The organism is Mesorhizobium sp. M0621, from assembly GCF_040320745.1.
In the GTDB taxonomy this organism is placed as follows: Bacteria; Pseudomonadota; Alphaproteobacteria; order Rhizobiales; family Rhizobiaceae; genus Mesorhizobium.
Genome location: NZ_JAMYQF010000001.1, coordinates 28631 through 50332 on the forward strand (window position 1 = coordinate 28631; position 21702 = coordinate 50332).

At 63.3% G+C, this 21702-nt stretch carries 18 protein-coding genes and 1 pseudogene; 16 read left to right on the forward strand and 3 right to left on the reverse strand.

Translation table 11 applies throughout. The features are described from left to right. Positions 1-16: 16 nt before the first annotated feature. The 3 genes from NKI38_RS00155 (at position 17) to NKI38_RS00165 (ending at position 3101) form a co-directional block, all read left to right on the forward strand. A complete protein-coding gene (locus NKI38_RS00155; protein WP_352653815.1) occupies positions 17-538 on the forward strand; it encodes an RNA pyrophosphohydrolase in 522 nt (173 codons plus the stop codon). Between the two features lie 77 nt (positions 539-615). Then, positions 616-1755: an alanine racemase gene (gene alr / locus NKI38_RS00160; RefSeq protein WP_352653817.1), complete on the forward strand. Its 1140-nt coding sequence runs from the start codon at positions 616-618 to the stop codon at positions 1753-1755. Between the two features lie 89 nt (positions 1756-1844). Next, positions 1845-3101, forward strand: coding sequence for a D-amino acid dehydrogenase (locus NKI38_RS00165; protein ID WP_352653820.1), 1257 nt, complete (start codon positions 1845-1847; stop codon positions 3099-3101). 12 nt (positions 3102-3113) lie between these two features. Here NKI38_RS00165 and NKI38_RS00170 read toward each other — a convergent pair whose 3' ends face one another. After that, positions 3114-3272 carry a hypothetical protein gene (locus NKI38_RS00170; RefSeq protein ID WP_352653822.1) on the reverse strand — a complete coding sequence of 53 codons (159 nt, stop codon included), beginning with the start codon at positions 3270-3272 and terminating at the stop codon, positions 3114-3116. A gap of 3 nt (positions 3273-3275) precedes the next feature. Next, entirely contained in the window at positions 3276-4157 is an 882-nt protein-coding gene (locus NKI38_RS00175) for a LysR family transcriptional regulator (protein ID WP_352653824.1), read from the reverse strand. A gap of 378 nt (positions 4158-4535) precedes the next feature. On the opposite strand from NKI38_RS00175, the gene NKI38_RS00180 reads away from it, so the two are divergent. Beyond that, positions 4536-6032: a CoA-acylating methylmalonate-semialdehyde dehydrogenase gene (locus NKI38_RS00180; protein WP_023811796.1), complete on the forward strand. Its 1497-nt coding sequence runs from the start codon at positions 4536-4538 to the stop codon at positions 6030-6032. 363 nt (positions 6033-6395) lie between these two features. Next, positions 6396-6599, forward strand: coding sequence for a hypothetical protein (locus NKI38_RS00185; RefSeq protein WP_352653826.1), 204 nt, complete (start codon positions 6396-6398; stop codon positions 6597-6599). Positions 6600-6651: 52 nt separating this feature from the next. Here the strand turns inward: NKI38_RS00185 and NKI38_RS00190 are convergent, their stop codons facing one another. After that, positions 6652-7344 carry a GntR family transcriptional regulator gene (locus tag NKI38_RS00190; RefSeq protein ID WP_352653828.1) on the reverse strand — a complete coding sequence of 231 codons (693 nt, stop codon included), beginning with the start codon at positions 7342-7344 and terminating at the stop codon, positions 6652-6654. Between the two features lie 69 nt (positions 7345-7413). Here NKI38_RS00190 and NKI38_RS00195 point away from each other — a divergent pair, with 69 nt between their 5' ends. The 11 genes and pseudogenes from NKI38_RS00195 to pyc all read left to right on the forward strand — a co-directional run bounded on the left by NKI38_RS00195 (position 7414) and on the right by pyc (position 21653). Further along, entirely contained in the window at positions 7414-8307 is an 894-nt protein-coding gene (locus NKI38_RS00195) for a dihydrodipicolinate synthase family protein (RefSeq protein ID WP_352654213.1), read from the forward strand. Between the two features lie 10 nt (positions 8308-8317). Continuing rightward, positions 8318-8767: a GNAT family N-acetyltransferase gene (locus NKI38_RS00200; protein ID WP_352653829.1), complete on the forward strand. Its 450-nt coding sequence runs from the start codon at positions 8318-8320 to the stop codon at positions 8765-8767. After that, a complete protein-coding gene (locus tag NKI38_RS00205; RefSeq protein ID WP_352653831.1) occupies positions 8764-10017 on the forward strand; it encodes an NAD(P)/FAD-dependent oxidoreductase in 1254 nt (417 codons plus the stop codon). Before NKI38_RS00200 ends, NKI38_RS00205 begins: the two co-directional genes overlap by 4 nt. Before the next feature lie 32 nt (positions 10018-10049). Then, positions 10050-11051: a 4-hydroxyproline epimerase gene (locus tag NKI38_RS00210; protein ID WP_352653833.1), complete on the forward strand. Its 1002-nt coding sequence runs from the start codon at positions 10050-10052 to the stop codon at positions 11049-11051. Positions 11052-11385: 334 nt separating this feature from the next. Next, entirely contained in the window at positions 11386-12288 is a 903-nt protein-coding gene (locus tag NKI38_RS00215; protein ID WP_352631950.1) for a branched-chain amino acid ABC transporter permease, read from the forward strand. 97 nt (positions 12289-12385) lie between these two features. Then, a pseudogene (gene livM / locus NKI38_RS00220) lies at positions 12386-13888 on the forward strand (high-affinity branched-chain amino acid ABC transporter permease LivM); the annotation flags it as partial. Then, complete coding sequence (locus NKI38_RS00225) at positions 13888-15450, forward strand: ATP-binding cassette domain-containing protein (protein WP_352653837.1); 1563 nt, start codon at positions 13888-13890, stop codon at positions 15448-15450. The pseudogene livM and the gene NKI38_RS00225, both read left to right, overlap by 1 nt. Beyond that, positions 15450-16178: an ABC transporter ATP-binding protein gene (locus NKI38_RS00230; protein WP_352653839.1), complete on the forward strand. Its 729-nt coding sequence runs from the start codon at positions 15450-15452 to the stop codon at positions 16176-16178. Before NKI38_RS00225 ends, NKI38_RS00230 begins: the two co-directional genes overlap by 1 nt. A 112-nt stretch (positions 16179-16290) precedes the next feature. Then, positions 16291-16638 carry a DUF6867 family protein gene (locus tag NKI38_RS00235; RefSeq protein WP_352631958.1) on the forward strand — a complete coding sequence of 116 codons (348 nt, stop codon included), beginning with the start codon at positions 16291-16293 and terminating at the stop codon, positions 16636-16638. 137 nt (positions 16639-16775) lie between these two features. Next, positions 16776-17894 (forward strand): branched-chain amino acid ABC transporter substrate-binding protein, encoded by a 1119-nt coding sequence (locus NKI38_RS00240; RefSeq protein WP_352653841.1) that lies wholly within the window; start codon positions 16776-16778, stop codon positions 17892-17894. Between the two features lie 300 nt (positions 17895-18194). Then, positions 18195-21653: a pyruvate carboxylase gene (pyc, locus tag NKI38_RS00245; RefSeq protein WP_352653843.1), complete on the forward strand. Its 3459-nt coding sequence runs from the start codon at positions 18195-18197 to the stop codon at positions 21651-21653. Positions 21654-21702 lie beyond the last annotated feature (49 nt).

Consider the following 21702-nt stretch of genomic DNA (forward strand, 5'->3'; position numbering starts at 1 on the left):
CCGGAAAGACTGACCGATGCCGAAGACAAAAAGAATCGATCGCGAGACGCTGCCTTATCGCCCCTGCGTCGGATTGATGATCCTCAATGCCGAAGGCCTGGTCTGGGTCGGGCACCGCATTGCCGAGCCGGACAGCGAATTTGCCGGCACGACGCAGCTTTGGCAGATGCCACAGGGCGGCATCGACAAGGGCGAGGAGCCGTTGCAGGCGGCAGAGCGCGAACTCTATGAAGAGACCGGCATGCGAGGCGTCTCGCTGCTGGCCGAAGCGCCCAACTGGATCAATTATGATTTGCCGGACCATCTCGTCGGCATCGCCTTCAAGGGCCGATATCGCGGCCAGACGCAGAAATGGTTCGCCTTTCGCTTCCACGGCGATACCAGCGAGATCCAGATCAACCCGCCGCCGGGCGGCCATACCGCCGAATTCGACAAATGGGCATGGCGGCCGATGCGGGACCTGCCCGACCTGATCGTGCCGTTCAAACGCCATGTCTATGAGGACGTTGTGGCGGCGTTCCGCCATCTGGTGCAATAGCCCTAGCAGGAAACGACCCGGTTGCCGCGCCGACCCGGCGGTCCTATTGATGTCTATCCGCTAGAAGAAGGGTCGCCATGAACGACGCCCCCAAAAGGTCGCTGCCCGAAGAGGTCACCGCCACAAGCGAAGCGGTGGCGGGAGCCATCCTCACCATCGATCTCGGTGCCATCCGTGATAACTACCGGCGGCTGAAAGCGCGGTTGGGCGATGTTGGCTGTGCCGGGGTGGTCAAGGCCGACGGCTACGGCGTCGGCGCCAGCCAGGTCGCGGCGGCGCTGCTGCGCGAAGGCTGCGACACCTTCTTCGTCGCGCTTCTGGCCGAAGGCGTCGCCTTGCGCCGCTCGATCGGGCCGGATCCTGCCATTTTCGTCTTGAACGGCATTCCGCCTGGTGCCGAACCGGACGCGGTGGCGGCAGACCTTTGCGCCGTCATCAACAGCCCGGAACAATTGGCGGCCTGGCGTGCGGCGGCTCGGCGCGCCGGCCGAAAACTGCCGGCTGCGATCCAAGTCGACAGCGGCATGTCGCGGCTTGGCATGGCGCCCCGGGATGTGGAGCGCGTTGCCGCCGATCCGCATGCTCTCGACGGCATCGACATACGCTTCGTGATGAGCCATCTGGCCTGCGCAGACGAGCCGGAGCACCCGGCCAATGAGCGGCAGCGACTGGCGTTCGAGCAGCTGCGCGCACTGTTGCCGAAGGCGCCGGCCTCGCTGACCAATTCGTCCGGCATCTTTCTGGGGCAGCGCTTCCACTACGATCTCGCCCGCCCGGGTGCCGCGCTCTACGGCATCAATCCGACACCGGCCAGGCCGAACCCGATGCTGCCGGTGGTGCGGCTGGAGGCCAAGGTCGTGCAGACACGCATGCTGGAGGCCGGCGTCGGTGTCGGCTACGGCCACATGTTCCAAACGACGGCTCCGCTCGCTGCCGCGACGATCTCGCTGGGCTATGCCGATGGCTGGCACCGACGCGCGGCGTCCGCGGCCTGGTTCGAGGGCGCGCGCCTGCCCTTCCTCGGGCGGGTGTCGATGGATTTGATCATTCTCGACATCTCCGCCCTGCCGTCCGGCAAGCTCCGCGAGGGGGATCTCGTCGAATTGCTCGGTCCCTCGCAAAGCGTCGATGAGGCTGCCGGCCATGCCGGCACCATCGGCTACGAGATCCTGACCAGCCTCGGCCCGCGCTTCCATCGGCGCTATCTCAATAGCTGACGCTTGGCGCGTAGCCTCTTGGCGGGCGCCACAGAATCCGGCAGACAGAAGATGGCACCGGTTTGAGCGTCGCCGTGGAGTGTTGTACGATGAAGATCATGGTGCTGGGCGGTGGCGTCATCGGGGTGACCACGGCGTATTTTCTCGCCGAAGCCGGCCACGAGGTGACGGTTCTCGACCGCCAGAAAGGCCCGGCGCTGGAAACCAGCTTCGCCAATGCCGGCGAGATATCGCCCGGCTACGCCTCGCCCTGGGCCGGGCCCGGCATTCCGCTAAAGGCGATCAAATGGCTGCTGATGAAGCATGGCCCGCTGGTCGTGCGGCCGGCCTTCGATCCGCATATGTGGACATGGCTGGTCAAGATGCTGCGCAACTGCACGGCCGAGCGCTATGCAATCAACAAGGCGCGCATGGTGCCGCTGGCCGAATACAGCCGCGACACGCTGAAGGCGCTGCGCGAATCGACCGGCATCGCCTATGACGAGCGGACCCAAGGCACGTTGCAGTTGTTTCGCACGCAAAAGCAGCTCGACGGCACCGGCGGCGATGTCGAGGTGCTGAAGAAGTATGGCGTGCCCTACGAGATCCTCGATCAGGACGGCTGCATCGCGGCGGAGCCGGGCCTGGCCGGGGTGCGCGAAAAGTTCGTCGGCGGCCTCAGGCTGCCGCATGACGAGACCGGCGACTGCAAGATGTTCACCGACAGGCTGGCGGAGCTCTGTGTGGCGCGCGGCGTCAAGTTCGAATACGACGTGACGATCTGGCGTATCATCCGCAGCCGCAACCGCATCGCCAATCTCAGCACCAGCAAGGGATGGAAAGCCGCCGACGCCTATGTGATGGCGATGGGCAGCTATTCGGCGGGTTTCATGCGCCGGGTGAAGCGGCCGATCCCGGTCTATCCGGTCAAGGGCTATTCGATCACCGTGCCGATCAAGGATGCCGCGGCGGCACCGGTGTCGACGGTGATGGACGAGACCTACAAGGTGGCAATCACCAGGCTTGGTGACCGCATCCGGGTCGGCGGTACGGCCGAGATTTCCGGCTTCGACCTCAGGCTGCACGAATCGCGCCGCCGCACGCTGGAGCACTCGGTCGGCGATCTCTTTCCGGGCGCTGGCGCCATGCGGGACGCGACCTTCTGGTGCGGGCTACGGCCGATGACGCCGGACGGTCCGCCGCTGATCGGCCGCACCGAGCTTTCCAATCTCTATCTCAACACCGGCCACGGCACGCTCGGCTGGACCATGGCCTGCGGCTCGGGCAAGGTTCTGGCCGATATCATCTCGAGCCGGGTGCCGGACATCGATGTCCGCGACCTCGCGCAGGAGCGTTATTTGCGGTAGGGCGTGCGTTGGTCAGAATGCTTGTCTGACCCAATCCTCGTCGAACAACAGCCAATAGGCCCACGGGATCGTCACATTGGTGGCGACCGGGTTGGAGTGGGCGACATAGTCGTCATAGATCGGCTTCATCCTGGTGTAGAAGGCCGGATCGAGGCCACTTTTGGGCGACATGCATCACACGAACAGGCTCCTTTCCCGCTCCACTGCCTTGGTGATGAAGCTGGCGACGATCTGGACGCGGCGCAGCGGCCGGACCGATTCGTGATAGACCAGCCAGTAGGCACGGCGGATGGGCGCCACCACATCGACGGGCACTAGTTCCGGCATCGAGCGGGCGACGAAGGTGTGCAGGATGCCGATGCCAGCGCCCGAGCGCACCGCTTCGGCCTGGCCGAGCGCCGAAGAGATGGCGAAGCTGGTGCGCCAATCGCCGCTGAATTCGGCCGCGTAGTCGAGCGAGGGGCTGACGATGAGGTCCGGCACATAGCCGATGAGAGTGTGCTGGCCCAATTCGGCGGCGGTTTGGGGCAAACCATGCACTTGCGCATAGTCGCGCGAGGCAAACAGGCCGAGCGAATAGTCGACCAGCTTCCCTGCCACCAGCCGGCCCTCCGTCGGCCGCTCCACGGTGATGGCGATATCGGCCTCGCGGCGGGACAGCGAGAAGGAGCGCGGCACCGGCACCAGCTGGATCGTCAGTTCGCGGTGCAGCGCGGTTAGCGCGCCGAGGCGCTTGGCCAGGAAGGCGACGCCAAAACCGTCGGGCGCGCCGATGCGTACAGTGCCGGAGACATCGTCGCCTTCGCCGGAAACGGTTGAGCGCGCGGCGATCATGTCGCCTTCCATGCGCTCGGCAATGTCGAGAAAGCGCTCGCCGGCCGGCGTCAATTCGCTGCCGGTGGTCAGCCGGCGAAACAGTTTTGTGCGCAGCGCATCCTCGAGTGCGGCGATGCGGCGCGAGACGGTGGCGTGGTTGAGTTCCAGGCGTTTGGCCGCGCCAAGGATCTGGCCGGCGCGGGCTACGGCCAGGAAGATGCGGACGTCATCCCAGTTCATGGGAATGGTCCAGATGAAAATCGCCGACGCTGCGTTCTGTGGCGCCCCCCTCTGTCCTGCCGGACATCTCCCCCTCAAGGGGGGAGATTGGCAGCTTCGCCGACAGCTCTTCGTTAACAGCCTCAATAATTGGCGAAGCCGAAGATGACAGCGCAATCTCCCCCCTAGAGGGGGAGATGTCCGGCAGGACAGAGGGGGGCGCGAAAGAACTCAATCTCTCAATCCTTACAGCAGCAATTGCATCCCATCATTTGCGGGAATTGATGCTCTCTCGTCAACCGCTATCTACTTTCCGCACAACGGTTGCGTTCTCCCTCGCGTTGCCATCGCCGCTGCAAAGGCGGACAATGGGCCATCACAAACAAGGGGAGAGAGATCATGATCGACTACGGTCATTTCATCGGCGGTAAGCATGTCGCCGGGACCAGCGGCCGCAAGCAGGATGTCATGCAGCCGATGGACGGCTCCGTGCGCGGCACGGTGGCGCTGGCTTCGCAGGCGGAACTGCGCGCGGCGGTCGAGAATGCCAAGGCAGCGCAGCCCAAATGGGCGGCGACCAACCCGCAGCGCCGCGTGCGCGTACTGATGAAGTTCCTCGAACTGGTCGCCCGCGACTATGACGAACTGGCCGACATCCTGGCGCGCGAGCATGGCAAGACGATCGCCGACGCCAAGGGCGACATCCAGCGCGGCCTCGAAGTGGTCGAGGTCTGCATCGGCGCGCCGCACATGATGAAGGGTGAATTCACCGACGGCGCCGGCCCCGGCATCGACGTCTATTCGATGCGCCAGCCGCTCGGCGTCGTTGCCGGCATCACGCCGTTCAACTTCCCGGCGATGATCCCGCTGTGGAAGATCGCGCCGGCCATCGCCTGCGGCAACGCCTTCATCCTGAAGCCGTCGGAGCGCGACCCGGGCGTGCCGATGCGCATTGCCGAACTGTTCCTCGAGGCCGGCCTGCCGGCGGGCATCCTCAACGTCGTCAATGGCGACAAGGACGTCGTCGACGCCATCCTCGACGATCCCGACATCAAGGCCATCGGCTTTGTCGGCTCGACGCCGATCGCCCATTACATCTATTCGCGCGGCACCGCCGCCGGCAAGCGCGTGCAGTGCTTCGGCGGCGCCAAGAACCACATGATCATCATGCCTGACGCCGACATGGACCAGACCGTCGACGCGCTGATCGGCGCCGGCTACGGCTCGGCCGGCGAGCGCTGCATGGCGATCTCCGTGGCCGTCCCGGTCGGCAACGACACCGCCAACCGGCTGATGGAAAAGCTGATCCCGCGCGTCGAAAGCCTGAAGGTCGGTCCCTCGACGGACTCTTCCGCTGATTTCGGCCCGCTGGTGACGGCGCAGGCGCTGGAGCGGGTCAAGGGCTATGTCGACACCGGCGTCAAGGAAGGCGCCAAGCTGGTCGTCGACGGCCGAGGCTTCTCCATGCAGGGCTACGAAGACGGCTACTATATGGGCGGCTGCCTGTTCGACAACGTCACCGCGGACATGCGCATCTACAAGGAAGAGATCTTTGGGCCGGTGCTCTCGGTGGTGCGCGCGCCGACCTATGAGAGCGCGATCAAGCTTGCCAACGACCACGAGATGGGCAATGGCGTCGCCATCTTCACCCGTGACGGCGATGCCGCGCGCGACTTCGCCTCGCGGGTCCAGGTCGGCATGGTTGGCATCAACGTGCCGATCCCGGTGCCGATCGCCTACTACACGTTCGGCGGCTGGAAGGCATCTTCCTTCGGCGACCTCAACCAGCACGGCCCGGACGCGTTCCGCTTCTACACCAAGACCAAGACGGTGACTTCGCGCTGGCCGTCCGGCATCAAGGATGGTGCAGAGTTCGTCATCCCGACGATGAACTAGCCCGACGGTTTCTGCTTGCGTGTCTTCGGCTGCGGGCACGGGCAGGATGGCGCGGAGCAACGATTTTGAAACTTAAGGCCCGGGCCGCAGTGCCCGGGCCTTTTTGCAATCCGGTCGCGGCCCGTATCAGCCTAAACGTTAATGTGATGGAACCGGACGGTCGTTTGTAGTCTTAGGCTTTCAGTCCTGCCGCGAAGGAGGTGCGGCAGATCAACCAACGGCGCTGGCGACAGCTTCCGGGGGGTAGCGTGCGGCGCAAGGAGGTGTCGGATGACACGTCTCATGGCAATGCTACTTTGTGCTGCGTCTTCGTGTTTTGCCGTCCCGGCCTTGGCGGCCGGACAATGCGCGGCCCGAGCGGATATGATCAAGGCGCTCGGCGAGAAGTTCCACGAAAGCGAGGCAGCACGCGGCCTGGTCAACCCGAGCGTGATTCTCGAAGTCTTCGTTTCCGACCAAGGCACCTGGACTATCCTCGCCAGCGATACGCAAGGTCAGAGCTGCGTCATCACCGCAGGCGAAGGTTGGGACGGTGCGTTGGTGACAGCTGCCTTACCAGGTACCTGAACCGAAGCGAGGAAAAGACCCGAGGACAGACGCCGGGCCAATTTGAGGGCTCTCAGCGCGTGGCAGCCACCTCGGCATGGCCGCGCAGCAGCGCCATCAGCCGCTCGGCGTCCTCGGCCGCAGCCTCCTCGTCGCCGTCAAGGATCGATCGGATCAGCGCGACATGGTGCTCGGCGGATTCGGCAAGGCCGGTGTCGGCCTTGTAGCGGAACCAGAAGCGGCGGCTGTGGGTCTGCAAGGGGGCTGCCAGCCGAGCGGCGAATGGGTTGTCGGCGGCCAGGGCCAGCGCTTCGTCGAGCGCCTTGTCGGCTTGGATGAAGGCAAGCACGTTGCCCGCGATGACCGCCTTCTGCATGGCAAGCGCTGCTTCGTGAAATAGGTCGGCTGCCTCGCGGGTGACGAAGCGGGCGGCTGAACGGGCTAGCACTACCTCGACGCCGCGGCGCGCGTCGAGCACGCGCAGCCAGTCGCCGGGATGCAGCGGAGCGATCGCGATGCCGGCGCGCGGCCGCACGTCGAGCAACCCTTCCCAGGCCAACCGCTGAATCGCCTCGCGTACCGGCGTGCGACCAAGCCCGAGCCTGTCGATCAGGGCGCCCTCGGTGACGAAGCTCGCAGGGGCCAGCTCGAGCGTGACGATCATGTGCTCGAGCACGTGATAGGCCTTGGTCGCGGCTGGCTCGGTCACGGTGCTGGCTTCCATGGATATCAAAGGCGCTCTCCTGATATATCTTGCATATATCATAACGGAATCCGCATTGACAGGCAGTTTCTTAACAGATATACGGCTGATATATCAGATGGAGAGATGATGATGTGGACCGGAGTTTTTCCAGCCGTCACGACCAAATTCACCGCGGATGATCGTCTCGATCATGCCGAGATGGAGCGTTGCTTCAACCTGCAGATGGAGGCCGGCTGCGACGGCATCATCGTCTGCGGATCGCTCGGCGAAGGGCCGATGTTGTCGCCCGACGAGAAGATCGAAGTGCTCAAGACCGCGCAGAAAGTTGCCGGCAAGAAGCCGGTGCTGCTGACCGTCAACGAGGCCGGCACCCGTGAGGCCGCCAGTATCGCCAGACGCGCCGCGAAAGAAGGCGCCAACGGCCTGATGGTCGTGCCGAGCCCGATCTATCACACCAATGCGGAAGAGACGGTCGCGGCGCTCCGCGCTGTCGCCGAGGCCGGCGACCTGCCGGTCATGATCTACTCCAACCGGCTTGCCTACCGCGTCGACGTCACCGTGGACCAGATGGAAGAGCTGGCATCGGACAAGCGCTTCGTCGCCATCAAGGAATCCTCCGACGACATCCGCCGCTCGACCGAGATCATCAATCGCCTGGGCAACCGCTACGACCTGTTCACCGGCGTCGACAATCTCGCCTTCGAAGCGCTGTCGGTCGGCGCCATCGGCTGGGTGGCTGGACTGGTCACCGCGTTCCCCCGCGAGACGGTCGCCATCTACCAACTGATGAAGCAAGGCCGCCGCGAAGAGGCGCTCGCCATCTACCGTTGGTTCCGTCCGCTGCTCGATCTCGACGTCTCGACCTATCTGGTCCAGAACATCAAACTCGCCGAAGTGTTCGCGATCAACACCAACGACCGCGTCCGCATGCCGCGCCAGCCGCTGTCGGGCGAGCGCCGCAAGGCAGTCGAGAAGATCGTCAAGGACGCGCTGGCGGTTCGGCCGACACTGCCGTCGTTCTGAGGAAAGTTATATGCCGCATCGGATCCATCTCAAGCGCGTCGAAAGCGATGGGGATTGGGCGGCATATCATCGTATTCGCAAGCGCGTTCTTTGGGAGGACCGGCGCTTGGATGGCTATGACGAACGGCATCCCGACGACCGCCTTGCGAGCAATCATCCACTACTCCTCATGCGCGACGGCGTGCCGGTAGGGACCGCGAGGCTGGACGTTGCCGGTCCGCGCCTCGGTGTTGCCCGGCTCGTTGCCATCGAGCCGGATATGCAGCGGCGTGGCTTCGGCCGAATTCTTATGCAGGAAGTCGAGGCCTATGCATGCCGCCTTGGTTTGGAGCAGCTTGAAGTCAACGCGGCCAAGGAGGCAGAAGGGTTTTATCAGGCCCTCGGTTGGGCGGTCGCCCAGTCCGACCGGGAAAACCCGCTGATGACAAAAGCCCTCAACCCTGGAGATATCCGGTCGTGACGGCGCCAACCGAGATCTCGGACATCGCCATCGTCGGTGGCGGCATCATTGGCATCTGCGCCGCCGCCGCTCTCGCCGAGGTGGGGCGCAAGGTCACGATCTTCGACCGCACGGGCATTTGCGAGGAGACGAGTTCCGGCAATGCCGCCGCCTTTGCCTTTTCCGACGTGCTGCCGATGGCGCATAAGGGCATGATGCGGCAGCTGCCGAAATGGCTGGCCGATCCGCTCGGCCCGCTCAGCATTCCGCCAGCCTATCTGCCGAAGCTTCTGCCCTGGCTAATCCGCTTCTGGCGCGCCGGGGCGTCGGAAAAATACGAGGCGAGCCTCGCCGCTCAGGCTGGTATGATGAAGCTTGCCGAAGCGGAATGGATGGGCCTGCTCGATCGCTCCGGAACGCGGTCGATGCTGCGCGAGGATGGTTCACTCGAACTGTACGAAAGCGAAGCCGAGTTTCAGGCCGGGCTGCCTGGCTGGGCGGCGCGCGAGCGTTTCGGCATCGGCTTTCGCCATGTCGAGGGCGAAGAGCTGGCTGCCTTGCAGCCGGGGCTTTCGCCACGCTTCGTCAAGGGCACGTTCGTGCCGGGATGGAAGACCGTCGCCGACCCGAAACTGCTCGGCAAGGCGGTGTGGGCCTATGCGCAGACCAAGGGCGCCCGCTTTGAAAAGGCACGGATCGACCGCGTCACAGCCAACCAGGAAGGTGCTGCGCTGACATTGGCTGACGGCACGACCAGGCAAGCCCGGCATCTTGTCATCGCCGCCGGCGCCTGGTCGCATCAGCTGGCGAGGCAGCTCGGCGATCGCATTCCACTGGAGACCGAACGCGGCTACAACACGACGTTGCCGACGAGCGCCTTCGACGTGAAGCGGATGCTGATCTTCTCGGGGCACGGCTTCGTCATCACGCCGCTCGAAACGGGCCTGCGCGTCGGCGGTGCCGTCGAACTCGGCGGCATCGAGCGGCCGCCCAATTATGCCAGATCGAAGGCGCTGTTGCGGAAGGCGCAAAAGTTCCTGCCGGGCCTCGATCCCTCGGGCGGGCGCGAATGGATGGGCTTCCGTCCCTCGCTGCCGGATTCGGTGCCTGTCATCGGCGGCGCGCCGGGAAGGCGGTCGGTGGTTTATGCCTTCGGCCATGGCCATCTCGGCCTGACCCAGGCGGCGGCCACCGGACGGTTGATCAGAGACCTCGTCCTGGGGCAGACTTCGCCGATCGATCTGGCCCCCTTCAGTTCACAACGATTTTGATTTTCGTGGGTTTTGATTTTTCGAGGAGCGTCATGGCCAAGAAATCCTTCTTCTGCATAGACGGCCACACCTGCGGCAATCCGGTGCGCCTGGTCGCCGGCGGCGGCCCGCTGCTGCAGGGCTCGACGATGATGGAACGGCGGGCGCATTTCCTCGCCGAGTATGACTGGATACGCACCGGGCTGATGTTCGAGCCGCGCGGCCACGACGTGATGTCCGGCTCCATCCTCTATCCGCCGACGCGCGAGGATTGCGACATCGCCATCCTGTTTATCGAAACCTCCGGCTGCCTGCCGATGTGCGGCCATGGCACCATCGGCACGGTGACTTTTGCCATCGAACACGGGCTGATCAAGCCGAAGACGCCGGGCGTGCTTCGGCTCGACACGCCGGCCGGCCTGGTCATCGCCGAGTACAGCCAAGTCGGCGACTATGTCGAGGAGGTGCGCATCACCAATGTGCCGTCTTTCCTCTACGCAGAGGGGCTGACGGTCGAGTGTCCGCAGCTCGGCGAAATCACCGTCGACGTCGCCTATGGCGGCAACTTCTACGCCATCGTCGAGCCGCAGATGAACTATCGCGACATGGCCGACTATTCGGCGGGCGACTTCATCGCCTGGAGCCCGGTGGTACGGCAGCGGCTCAACGAGAAATATTCCTTCGTGCATCCGGAGAACCCGGGCATCAACCGGCTGTCGCACATGCTGTGGACCGGCGCGCCGACGGTGGATGGTGCGGACGCACGCAACGCCGTGTTCTACGGCGACAAGGCGATCGACCGTTCACCCTGCGGCACCGGCACCTCGGCGCGCATGGCGCAGCTTCATGCCAAGGGCAAACTCAAGGCCGGCGACAGCTTCGTCCATGAATCGATCATCGGTTCGCTGTTCAAGGGCAAGGTCGAAAAGGACGTCACCGTCGCCGGCAAACCGGCCATCATTCCTTCGATCGGCGGCTGGGCGCGGATGACCGGATTGAACACCATTTTCATCGACGACCGCGATCCGTTCGCGCATGGTTTTGTGGTCAAGTGAAGGGGAACCTGACCCTGGGGAAAGGAACGGAACGAAAAACGGGCCGTGTCAGCAACGCAACGATTCTTCTCATCACCTAATTTTGACGGCGATTTCTTCGAAACGGGGCGCATGATGCGGTCGAATCGTCAAAGACATTGCGTTATGCCAATGGTAGGGTCCGCGATAGTCCAGGGGTCGGATGAGAGAAAACGGGCAATCGGACGGCGTGCCGCGAAAACACGCATGACGATTGAAAAATGACGTTGCAATCCGGGCTCGAAACTTTACGACTAGGGGAAATACGAAAAGGAATGCGTCTGCATGGGCGACATTCCAGGGGAGCCATGTACACATGCAGTATTTTGTCCAGCAGCTTATCAACGGGCTGACGCTGGGATCGATCTATGGGCTGATCGCGATCGGCTACACGATGGTCTACGGCATCATCGGCATGATCAACTTCGCCCATGGCGATATCTTTATGGTGGGTGCCTTCACGGCACTGATCGTCTTCCTCGCACTTGGCGCGCTGTTCTATTCGGTGCCGGTGGTGCTGGCGCTGCTGCTCATGATGATCGTGGCGATGCTGCTCACCAGCCTCTACAACTGGACGATCGAGAAGGTTGCCTACCGGCCACTGCGCGGCTCGTTCCGGCTGGCGCCGCTGATCACCGCGATCGGCATGTCGATCGCGCTGTCGAATTTCGTCCAGGTGACGCAGGGGCCGCGCAACAAGCCGATCCCGCCGATGGTTTCGCAGGTTTACAACATCAACGGCATCAGTGTGTCGCTGAAGCAGATCATCATCGTCATCGTCACGGCGCTGCTGCTGGCGCTGTTCTGGTATCTGGTCAACAGGACTTCGCTTGGGCGGGCGCAGCGGGCCTGTGAGCAGGACCGCAAGATGGCGGCGCTGCTCGGCATCGATGTCGACCGCACCATCTCGATCACCTTCATCATGGGTGCGGCCCTTGCCGCCGTCGCCGGTACGCTCTTCCTGATGTATTACGGCGTCATTGCCTTCTCGGACGGTTTCACGCCCGGCGTGAAAGCCTTCACGGCGGCGGTGCTGGGCGGCATCGGTTCGCTGCCGGGCGCGGTGCTCGGCGGGCTGATGATCGGCTTCATCGAGAGCATGTGGTCGGCCTATTTCTCGATCGACTACAAGGACGTCGCGGCGTTCTCGATCCTGGCGATCGTGCTGATCTTCCTGCCTTCCGGCATATTGGGCCGGCCAGAAGTCGAAAAGGTCTGAGACCATGGCCGTCACCGTATCTCCGGAGCGCGACACCGTCGCCACCCCCATGCAACGCGCCACGCGCGAGGCGCTTTATGCCGGCGCCATATCGTTTGGCCTGTTCGTGCTGTTCATCGGCCTGAAGACGGGTCAGAACATTTCCAATGAGCTGGTCCTGACGACGCGCTGGGGCCTGCTTGCCGCCGTGGTGATCGCCACGGCTGTCGGGCGGTTTCTTTATGTCGCTTATGGCCAGCCCTTCCTGGCCAACCAGAAGATCACCGACGTCGCCACCGGTCTGCTGCCGGCCAGCGTGGCGTCACGCTTCTTCCAGTTGCCGGCCTTTATCGTGGCCATCATCGCCGCGGTGCTGCTGTTCATGTTCAACAACTCTCTCGTCGGATGGGTGGGAGCTGAGCCGGCCGGCTATCTGCAATTCCTGCGCGCCCTGGCGGTCGTCTATGTACTGGCTTGCGTGATCTACTATTTCAGGGCCTTCATCCATGCCAACTTCACCAAACTCGGCATTGCCGCGCTTGTGCTGTACCCGATCCTCGTGGTCGCGGTGCTATCGCTGAGTGCCTGGTCGATTGCCGGAGGGCTGCAGGGTTCGCTGAAATGGGTCGATAATTTCGGCATCCAGATTCTGATCTATGTGATGCTGGCCTGGGGCCTGAACATCGTCGTCGGCCTCGCCGGCCTGCTCGATCTCGGCTACGTCGCCTTTTATGCAATCGGCGCCTATGCGTATGCGTTGCTCGGCACCCAATACGGCCTGTCGTTCTGGATCCTGCTGCCGGCAGCGGGTGCCATGGCCGCCTTCTGGGGCGTGCTGCTCGGCTTCCCGGTGCTGCGCCTGCGCGGCGACTATCTGGCGATCGTCACGCTGGCTTTCGGCGAGATCATCCGTTTGGTGCTGATCAACTGGCGCGAGGTCACCAACGGGTCGGCCGGTATCTCCGGCATTCCCAAGGTCAGCTTCTTCGGCCTGATGTCGTTCAACGTGTCAGACCCGAACTACATCGCCAAGGTGTTGGGCATCGCCCAGTCGGGCGCGTATTACAAGATTTTCCTCTATTATCTGATCCTGGGCCTGTGCCTGCTCACCGCCTTCGTCACCATCCGGCTGCGGCGCCTGCCGGTCGGCCGCGCATGGGAAGCGCTGCGCGAAGACGAGATCGCCTGCCGGTCTCTGGGCATCAACACGACGACAACCAAGCTCACGGCTTTTGCCACAGGCGCCATGTTCGGTGGCTTCGCCGGCTCGTTCTTCGCCGCGCGGCAAGGCTTCGTCAGTCCGGAATCCTTCGTCTTCCTGGAATCGGCCATCATCCTGGCCATCGTCGTTCTCGGCGGCATGGGTTCGCTGGTCGGCATTGCGGTTGCCGCGATGGTGATGATCGGCGGCACCGAGGCGCTGCGCGAGCTCGACTTCCTCAAGCAGATCTTCGGGCCCGACTTCACGCCGGAACTCTACCGCATGCTTCTGTTCGGCATGGCCATGGTCATCGTCATGCTGTGGAAGCCGCGCGGGTTTGTCGGCAGTCGCGAGCCGACCGCCTTCCTCAAGGTGCGAAGAGCGGTCTCCGGTTCCTTCACCAAGGAGGGCCACGGCTGATGAATGCGAGCACGATTCAGGGGACCAATCCGGGCATGAACGACGCCATCCTGCAGGTCGAGCACCTGTCGATGAAGTTCGGTGGCCTGGTGGCCATCGGCGACCTGTCCTTTGCTGCCAAGCGTGGCGAGATCACTGCGCTGATCGGCCCCAACGGCGCCGGCAAGACCACCGTGTTCAACTGCATCACCGGCTTCTACAAGCCGTCGGAAGGCATGATCACGCTCAACCGGAACGACGGCACGAGCTATTTGCTCGAGCGGCTGCCCAATCATGAGATCCCGGCGCGCGCCAAGGTGGCGCGCACCTTCCAGAACATCCGCCTGTTCTCGGGCATGACGCTGCTGGAGAACCTGCTGGTTGCCCAGCACAACAAGCTGATGAAGGCCTCGGGCTATACGATCCTGGGCCTGTTCGGCTTCAGCGGCTACCGCAAGGCCTCGGCCGAATCGGTGGAGCTTGCCAAGCATTGGCTGGAGAAGGCCGATCTTGTCGACCGCGCCGACGATCCGGCCGGCGACCTGCCCTATGGTGCGCAGCGCCGTCTCGAGATTGCGCGCGCCATGTGCACGGGGCCGGAGCTTCTGTGCCTCGACGAGCCGGCAGCCGGCCTCAATCCGAAGGAATCGGCGGCGCTCAACGAGCTGCTGATCGATATCAAGAACACATCAGGCACCTCGATCCTGTTGATCGAGCATGACATGTCGGTGGTCATGCAAATCTCCGACCATGTCGTGGTGCTGGAATATGGCCGCAAGATCTCCGACGGCAGTCCGCAGTCGGTGCGCACCGATCCGCGCGTCATCGCCGCCTATCTCGGCGTCGACGACGAGGAAGTCGAGTCGGTGCTGACCGAAGTCGGCGATGAAGACGTCATCGAACAGCTCGATACGGGGCCGGATGCAGCACACGGCCCGGGAACATCGTCCTCCTATCTCGCCGGGCCGGTGACTGACACGGTCGGCCATAGTTCGGGCGAGCGGGTTACGGTAGCCAAGGGCGCTTCAAAAGCCGGTCAGGTCGATGCAAGGTCGCTCGCCGCTGCAAACAAGGCGGCCTCGGCGGCGGCGGTGCCGGCTGAGAAGCCAGCTCCTGCGTCAAAGGCCAAGCCGGCTCCGAAGGCGGCGTCAAAGACGACCACCGGGACGACTGCAAAGTCGACCGCGGCAGCCGCGCCGGCCAAACCGGCAACCAAGGCTCCGGCTGCGAAGGCCGGGGGAATCTCCAACCGGTTGGCGGCGCCTCGCGGCGGCAAGGCCGACAATTTGACCCGCATCAGGGGGATCGGTTCGGTCAACGAGAAGAAGCTCAACGATCACGGCATCTTCCATTTCGACCAGATCGGTGCCTGGAAAAAGGCCGACGTCGAAGCCGCCGAAGCCTATCTTGCCTTCGACGGGCGCATCGCGCGCGAGGAATGGGTCAAGCAGGCCAAGCTGCTCGGCCAGGGCAAGGACACGGAATTCTCGCGCCGCGTCGATGCGGGCAAGGTGGCGACCAGCCATGCTTCCGGAAAAACTGCTGCCAAGCCTGTGGCGGGCAAGCGCGGAGGGGGCAAGTGATGGCCGCGACAACGCTGCTCGATATCAAGGGCGTGCAGACCTATTACGGCAACATCCGGGCGCTTAACGGCGTCGATGTCACCGTGAAGGAAGGTGAGATTGTGGCGCTGATCGGCGCCAACGGCGCCGGCAAGTCGACGCTGATGATGACTATTTTCGGCGCGCCGCGGGCTCGCGCCGGCACCATCACGTTCGCCGGCACCGACATCACCCAGATGCCGACGCATGAGATCGCGCGCATGCGCATCGCCCAATCGCCCGAAGGCCGGCGCATCTTTCCGCGCATGACGGTGGTGGAAAACCTGCAGATGGGCGCCAGCCTCGACAACCTCCAACACTATGACGAGGACGTCGAGAAGGTGTTCAAGCTGTTCCCGCGGCTCAAGGAGCGCATCGCCCAGCGCGGCGGCACACTGTCGGGCGGCGAGCAGCAGATGCTGTCGATCGGACGCGCGCTGATGGCGCGGCCGAAGCTGCTTTTGCTCGACGAGCCGTCGCTGGGTCTGGCGCCGCTGATCGTCAAGCAGATCTTCGACGCCATCCGCGAGTTGAACCGCACCCAGGGGCTGACCGTATTCCTGGTCGAGCAGAACGCCTTCGGCGCTCTCAAGCTCGCCACGCGCGGCTATGTCATGGTCAACGGCAATGTGACGATGAGCGGCACCGGCAAGGAACTGCTCGCCAATCCGGAAGTGCGCGCCGCCTATCTCGAAGGCGGACACCACTGAGTTTGGAGCGGAATGTGTGCGTTCGGTATTCCGCTCCCAATTGTTTGTTTGTCGCATGATCTTTGTCCGAAAAGTCTGCAACTTTTCGGGATCATGCTAAGGAGACTTCATCATGCAGGGCATTCTCTATGAGGAACCCTCGATCTGGCAGTTCTTCTTCGTCACCTGTCTGCTCGGCGGCTGGGCGGCCTGGATGACCGGCAAAGCCAGTGCCCAGACATGGCGGAGCTTCATCCAACTGTTCGCCTATATGCTGGGCCTCGGCATCGGCATCCGCTTCATCCATCACGCGCTGTTCGGCGGTACGATGTTCTCGCTGCATTACTACATCGTCGACACCATCGTGCTGATGATCCTCGGCTTTGTCGGCTTTCAATACACGCGCACAAACCAGATGGTGACACAGTATAATTGGCTCTACGAAAGAGCTTCAATCTTGAGCTGGAAACCGAAAGGTTGACGTTCATCATTAACGCCGCATCGGAATTGAATCGGCGTGACAAGTGCCTGAAAATCGGCAAACTATGCTTTCTGCGATAAGGGTGGGCATCGCATGAAAGCTTCATCCACGCCCACTCCGTTAATGGGAGCGTTTAAATGAAAAAGTCACTTTTGTCCGCCGTCGCCCTGACCGCGCTTGTCGCGTTCGGTGGTGCCGCGTGGGCTGACGTAATGGTCGGCGTCGCCGGCCCAATCACCGGTCCAAACGCAGCCTTCGGCGCACAGCTGCAGAAGGGTGCCGAAGCGGCTGTCGCCGACATCAACGCGGCAGGCGGCATCAACGGCGAGCAGATCAAGCTCGAGGTTGGCGACGACGTCTCCGATCCGAAGCAGGGCATCTCGGTTGCCAACAAGTTCGTCGGCGACGGCGTCAAGTTCGTGGTCGGGCACTTCAACTCGGGCGTCTCGATCCCGGCATCGGAAGTCTATGCGGAAAACGGCATCGTCGAGATCACCCCGGCTGCGACCAACCCGAAGTTCACCGAGCGCGGCCTGTGGAACGTGTTCCGCACCTGCGGACGCGATGACCAGCAGGGCAGCATTGCCGGCGCTTATCTCGCGACGAACTTCAAGGACGCCAAGATTGCCGTCGTCCACGACAAGACCACCTACGGCCAGGGCCTTGCCGACGAAACCAAGAAGGCGATGAATGCCAAGGGCGTGACGGAAGTCATGTACGAAGGCATCAATGTCGGCGACAAGGACTTCTCGGCGCTGATCGCCAAGATGAAGGAAGCCGGCGTCACCATCATCTACTGGGGCGGTCTGCACACCGAAGCCGGCCTGATCATCCGCCAGGCGGCCGACCAGGGCCTGAAGGCGACACTGGTCTCCGGTGACGGCATCGTGTCGAACGAGTTGGCTTCGATCGCGGGTGACGCGGTTGCGGGCACGCTCAACACGTTCGGCCCGGATCCGCGCCTGATCCCCGCCAACAAGGAACTCGTCGAGAAGTTCCGCGCGCAGGGCTTCGAGCCGGAAGCCTACACGCTCTACTCGTACGCAGCCGTGCAGGCGATCGCGGAAGCAGCGACCGCTGCCAAGTCGAACGACCCGCAGGCAGTTGCCAAGGCGCTGCATGAAAACGGCCCGTTCAAGACCGTGCTGGGCGACCTGTCCTATGACGCCAAGGGCGACCCGACGCTGCCCGGCTACGTCATGTACGAATGGAAGAAGGGCGACGACGGCAAGTACACCTACATCCAGAAGATGTAAGCTCGTCAGTCACCAGACATTTACGGATGCCCGGCGCCTCGCGCCGGGCATTTTTCGTTTGAGCCGGGTTCGCTCCGGAGGTGCAGGCAAGTCGATACGGCCGGGCCTTTAGCCGGAAAATGATCGTGCGTTGGCCGGCAGCGCCGGCGCTTTCCTTGCGTGTTCGACTGAATGCGACCGCTCTCGCCGCAAAGATTCCATTTCAATCGGTTTAAATGCGCGTCAATTTTGTTTGCGCTGCAGCATTTTCACGCTAATCATTGCGCCGATTTCTTTCCTTCCGTTGCTGGAGCCCAGTCCTTGGCCATCACGAAGATCCTCGTCGCCAACCGGTCCGAAATCGCCATTCGCGTCTTTCGCGCGGCCAACGAACTCGGTCTCAAAACCGTGGCGATCTGGGCAGAGGAGGACAAGTATTCGCTGCACCGCTTCAAGGCCGACGAGAGCTACCAAGTCGGACGCGGGCCGCATCTGACCCGGGACATGGGACCGATCGAAAGCTATCTGTCGATCGAAGAGGTGATCCGCGTCGCCAGGCTTTCGGGCGCCGATGCCATTCATCCCGGCTACGGGCTGTTGTCGGAAAGCCCCGAATTCGCCGACGCCTGTGCCGAGGCCGGCATCACCTTCATCGGGCCGAAGCCGGACACGATGCGGCGGCTCGGCAACAAGGTCGCGGCGCGCAATCTCGCCATCGAGGTCGGCGTGCCGGTGATCCCTGCCACCGATCCGTTGCCGGACGACATGGATGCGGTCAAGAAACTGGCCAAGCAGATCGGCTATCCGGTGATGCTGAAGGCGTCATGGGGCGGCGGCGGCCGCGGCATGCGTGCCATCCGCGCCGAAGCCGACCTTGCCCGTGAAGTCACGGAAGGCAAGCGCGAGGCGAAGGCCGCCTTCGGCAAGGACGAGGTCTATCTCGAAAAGCTGATCGAGCGCGCGCGCCATGTCGAGGTGCAGGTGCTGGGCGACACGCATGGCAATGCCGTGCACCTGTTCGAGCGAGACTGCTCGATCCAGCGCCGCAACCAGAAGGTCGTCGAGCGGGCGCCGGCGCCCTATCTCGAAATGTCGCAGCGCGAGGAGCTTTGCGGCCATGCGCTGAAGATCGCGCGCGAGACCAGCTATATCGGCGCCGGCACGGTCGAGTTCCTGCAGGACGCCGACACCGGCAAATTCTACTTCATTGAGGTCAACCCGCGCATCCAGGTCGAGCACACCGTCACCGAGCAGGTGACCGGCATCGACATCGTCAAGGCGCAGATCCACATCCTCGACGGCTTCGCGATAGGCACGCCGGGATCGGGCGTGCCGGCGCAAAACGACATCAGGCTGAACGGCCACGCCTTGCAGTGCCGCATCACCACGGAAGATCCCGAGCACAATTTCATCCCGGATTACGGCCGCATCACCGCCTATCGCGGCGCGACGGGTTTCGGCATCCGCCTCGATGGCGGCACCGCCTATTCGGGCGCGGTGATCACCCGCTTCTATGATCCGCTGCTGGAGAAGGTGACGGCATGGGCACCGACGCCGGCCGAGACCATCGCCCGCATGAACCGGGCGCTACGCGAATTCCGTATCCGCGGCGTCGCCACCAATTTGACTTTCCTTGAAGCGATCATCAACCACCCGAGCTTCGCCGACAATTCCTACACGACCAAGTTCATCGACACGACGCCGGAGCTGTTCCAGCAGGTCAAGCGCCAGGACCGCGCGACCAAGCTGCTCAACTACCTCGCCGATGTCAGCGTCAACGGTCATCCCGAGACGCGCGGCCGGCCGCAGCCGAAGGCCGATGCTGCTGCACCCGTCGTGCCCTACCTCAACGGTAATGTGCCTGGCGGCAGCAAGCAGCAGCTCGACATGCTCGGGCCGGAAAAGTTCGCCACCTGGATGCGCGAGCGGAAAGAGGTGCTGGTCACCGACACGACGATGCGCGACGGCCATCAGTCGCTGCTCGCCACGCGCATGCGCACGCATGACATTGCCGGCATCGCCGGTACCTATGCGCGTGCCCTGCCGCAGCTTCTGTCGCTCGAATGCTGGGGCGGCGCCACCTTCGACGTCGCCATGCGCTTCCTCACCGAGGATCCGTGGGAGCGGCTGTCGCTGGTGCGCGAGGCGGCGCCCAATCTGTTGCTGCAGATGCTGCTGCGCGGCGCCAACGGCGTCGGCTACACCAACTATCCCGACAATGTCGTGCAGCATTTCGTCAAACAGGCGGCTGCCGGCGGCATCGACCTGTTCCGGGTGTTCGACTGCCTGAACTGGGTCGAGAACATGCGCGTCGCCATGGATGCGGTCGGCGCGGAGGGCAAGCTGATCGAAGCGGCGATCTGCTATACCGGCGACATCCTCGACCCGGCGCGGGCGAAATACGACCTCAAATACTATGTCGGCCTGGCCACGGAATTGCAGGCGGCCGGCGCGCACATCATCGCCGTCAAGGACATGGCCGGACTGCTGAAGCCTTCCGCCGCACGCGTGCTGTTCAAGGCGCTGCGCGAGGCGACCGACCTGCCGATCCATTTCCACACCCACGACACGTCGGGCCTGTCGGCTGCGACGGTACTGGCGGCGGTCGACAGCGGCGTCGATGCCATCGATGCGGCGATGGATTCGCTGTCGGGCAACACCTCGCAGCCATGCCTGGGTTCGATCGTCGAGGCGCTGAAGGGCACCGAACGCGACCCGGGCCTCGATCCGCATTGGATCAGGAAAATCTCGTTCTACTGGGAGGCGGTGCGCAACCAGTATGCCGCCTTCGAAAGCGATTTGAAAGGACCGGCCTCGGAGGTCTATCTGCATGAGATGCCGGGCGGACAGTTCACCAATCTCAAGGAACAGGCGCGCTCGCTCGGGCTGGAGACACGCTGGCACGAGGTGGCGCAGACCTATCACGACGTCAATCTGATGTTCGGCGACATCGTCAAGGTGACGCCGTCGTCCAAGGTCGTCGGCGACATGGCATTGATGATGGTCAGCCAGGATCTGACCGTCGCCGATGTCGAAAACCCGGACAGGGATATCGCCTTCCCGGATTCGGTCGTCTCGATGCTGCGCGGCGATCTCGGCCAGTCGCCCGGCGGTTGGCCGGCGGTGCTGCAAAAGAAAGCGCTGAAGGGCGACAAGCCGATCACGGCGCGGCCTGGTTCGCTGCTCAAGCCGGCGGACCTCAAGGCCAACCGCAAGGAGATCGAGGAGAAGCTCGAGCGCAAGCTAAGCGAGTTCGAATTCGCCTCGTGGCTGATGTATCCGAAGGTGTTTACGGATTTCGCCGGCGCGCAGGAGACCTACGGTCCGGTCAGCGTCCTGCCGACGCCGACCTATTTCTACGGCATGAAATCTGAAGACGAGATCTTCGTCGACATCGAGAAGGGCAAAACGCTGGTGGTGCGCTGCCTAGCCATCGGCGATGTCGACGAGAAGGGCATGGTCACTGTGTTCTTCGAGCTCAACGGCCAGCCGCGCCGTGTGAAGGTGCCCGACAGGGCGCATGGCGCGTCTGCCGCCAAGGCCCGCCGAAAGGCCGAGCCGGGCAACGAGGCCCATGTCGGTGCGCCGATGCCGGGTGTCGTCTCCGCACTTTCGGTTGCCGCCGGCCAGGCTGTGAAGGCCGGCGATGTGCTGCTTTCCATCGAGGCGATGAAGATGGAAACGGCGCTGCATGCCGAGCGCGACGGCACCGTCGCCGAGGTGCTGGTCAAGGCCGGCGACCAGATCGACGCAAAGGACCTGCTGATCGCCTTCAGCTAGGGCATGTTGATATTCAGCCGGCCTGCGAATGACAGTTTTCTGCGCTTCC

Bases quoted from the DNA above. Each gene is read 5' to 3' on its own strand.
- NKI38_RS00240 (WP_352653841.1), top strand. From the start codon at position 16,776: ATGAAAAAGTCACTTTTGTCCGCCGTCGCCCTGACCGCGCTTGTCGCG.
- NKI38_RS00165 (WP_352653820.1), top strand. From the start codon at position 1,845: ATGAAGATCATGGTGCTGGGCGGTGGCGTCATCGGGGTGACCACGGCG.
- NKI38_RS00200 (WP_352653829.1), top strand. From the start codon at position 8,318: ATGCCGCATCGGATCCATCTCAAGCGCGTCGAAAGCGATGGGGATTGG.
- NKI38_RS00225 (WP_352653837.1), top strand. From the start codon at position 13,888: ATGAATGCGAGCACGATTCAGGGGACCAATCCGGGCATGAACGACGCC.
- NKI38_RS00190 (WP_352653828.1), bottom strand. From the start codon at position 7,344: ATGATATATGCAAGATATATCAGGAGAGCGCCTTTGATATCCATGGAA.
- NKI38_RS00230 (WP_352653839.1), top strand. From the start codon at position 15,450: ATGGCCGCGACAACGCTGCTCGATATCAAGGGCGTGCAGACCTATTAC.
- NKI38_RS00180 (WP_023811796.1), top strand. From the start codon at position 4,536: ATGATCGACTACGGTCATTTCATCGGCGGTAAGCATGTCGCCGGGACC.
- NKI38_RS00210 (WP_352653833.1), top strand. From the start codon at position 10,050: ATGGCCAAGAAATCCTTCTTCTGCATAGACGGCCACACCTGCGGCAAT.
- NKI38_RS00155 (WP_352653815.1), top strand. From the start codon at position 17: ATGCCGAAGACAAAAAGAATCGATCGCGAGACGCTGCCTTATCGCCCC.
- NKI38_RS00195 (WP_352654213.1), top strand. From the start codon at position 7,414: ATGTGGACCGGAGTTTTTCCAGCCGTCACGACCAAATTCACCGCGGAT.
- NKI38_RS00185 (WP_352653826.1), top strand. From the start codon at position 6,396: ATGATCAAGGCGCTCGGCGAGAAGTTCCACGAAAGCGAGGCAGCACGC.
- NKI38_RS00235 (WP_352631958.1), top strand. From the start codon at position 16,291: ATGCAGGGCATTCTCTATGAGGAACCCTCGATCTGGCAGTTCTTCTTC.
- NKI38_RS00215 (WP_352631950.1), top strand. From the start codon at position 11,386: ATGCAGTATTTTGTCCAGCAGCTTATCAACGGGCTGACGCTGGGATCG.
- alr (WP_352653817.1), top strand. From the start codon at position 616: ATGAACGACGCCCCCAAAAGGTCGCTGCCCGAAGAGGTCACCGCCACA.
- NKI38_RS00170 (WP_352653822.1), bottom strand. From the start codon at position 3,272: ATGTCGCCCAAAAGTGGCCTCGATCCGGCCTTCTACACCAGGATGAAG.
- NKI38_RS00175 (WP_352653824.1), bottom strand. From the start codon at position 4,157: ATGAACTGGGATGACGTCCGCATCTTCCTGGCCGTAGCCCGCGCCGGC.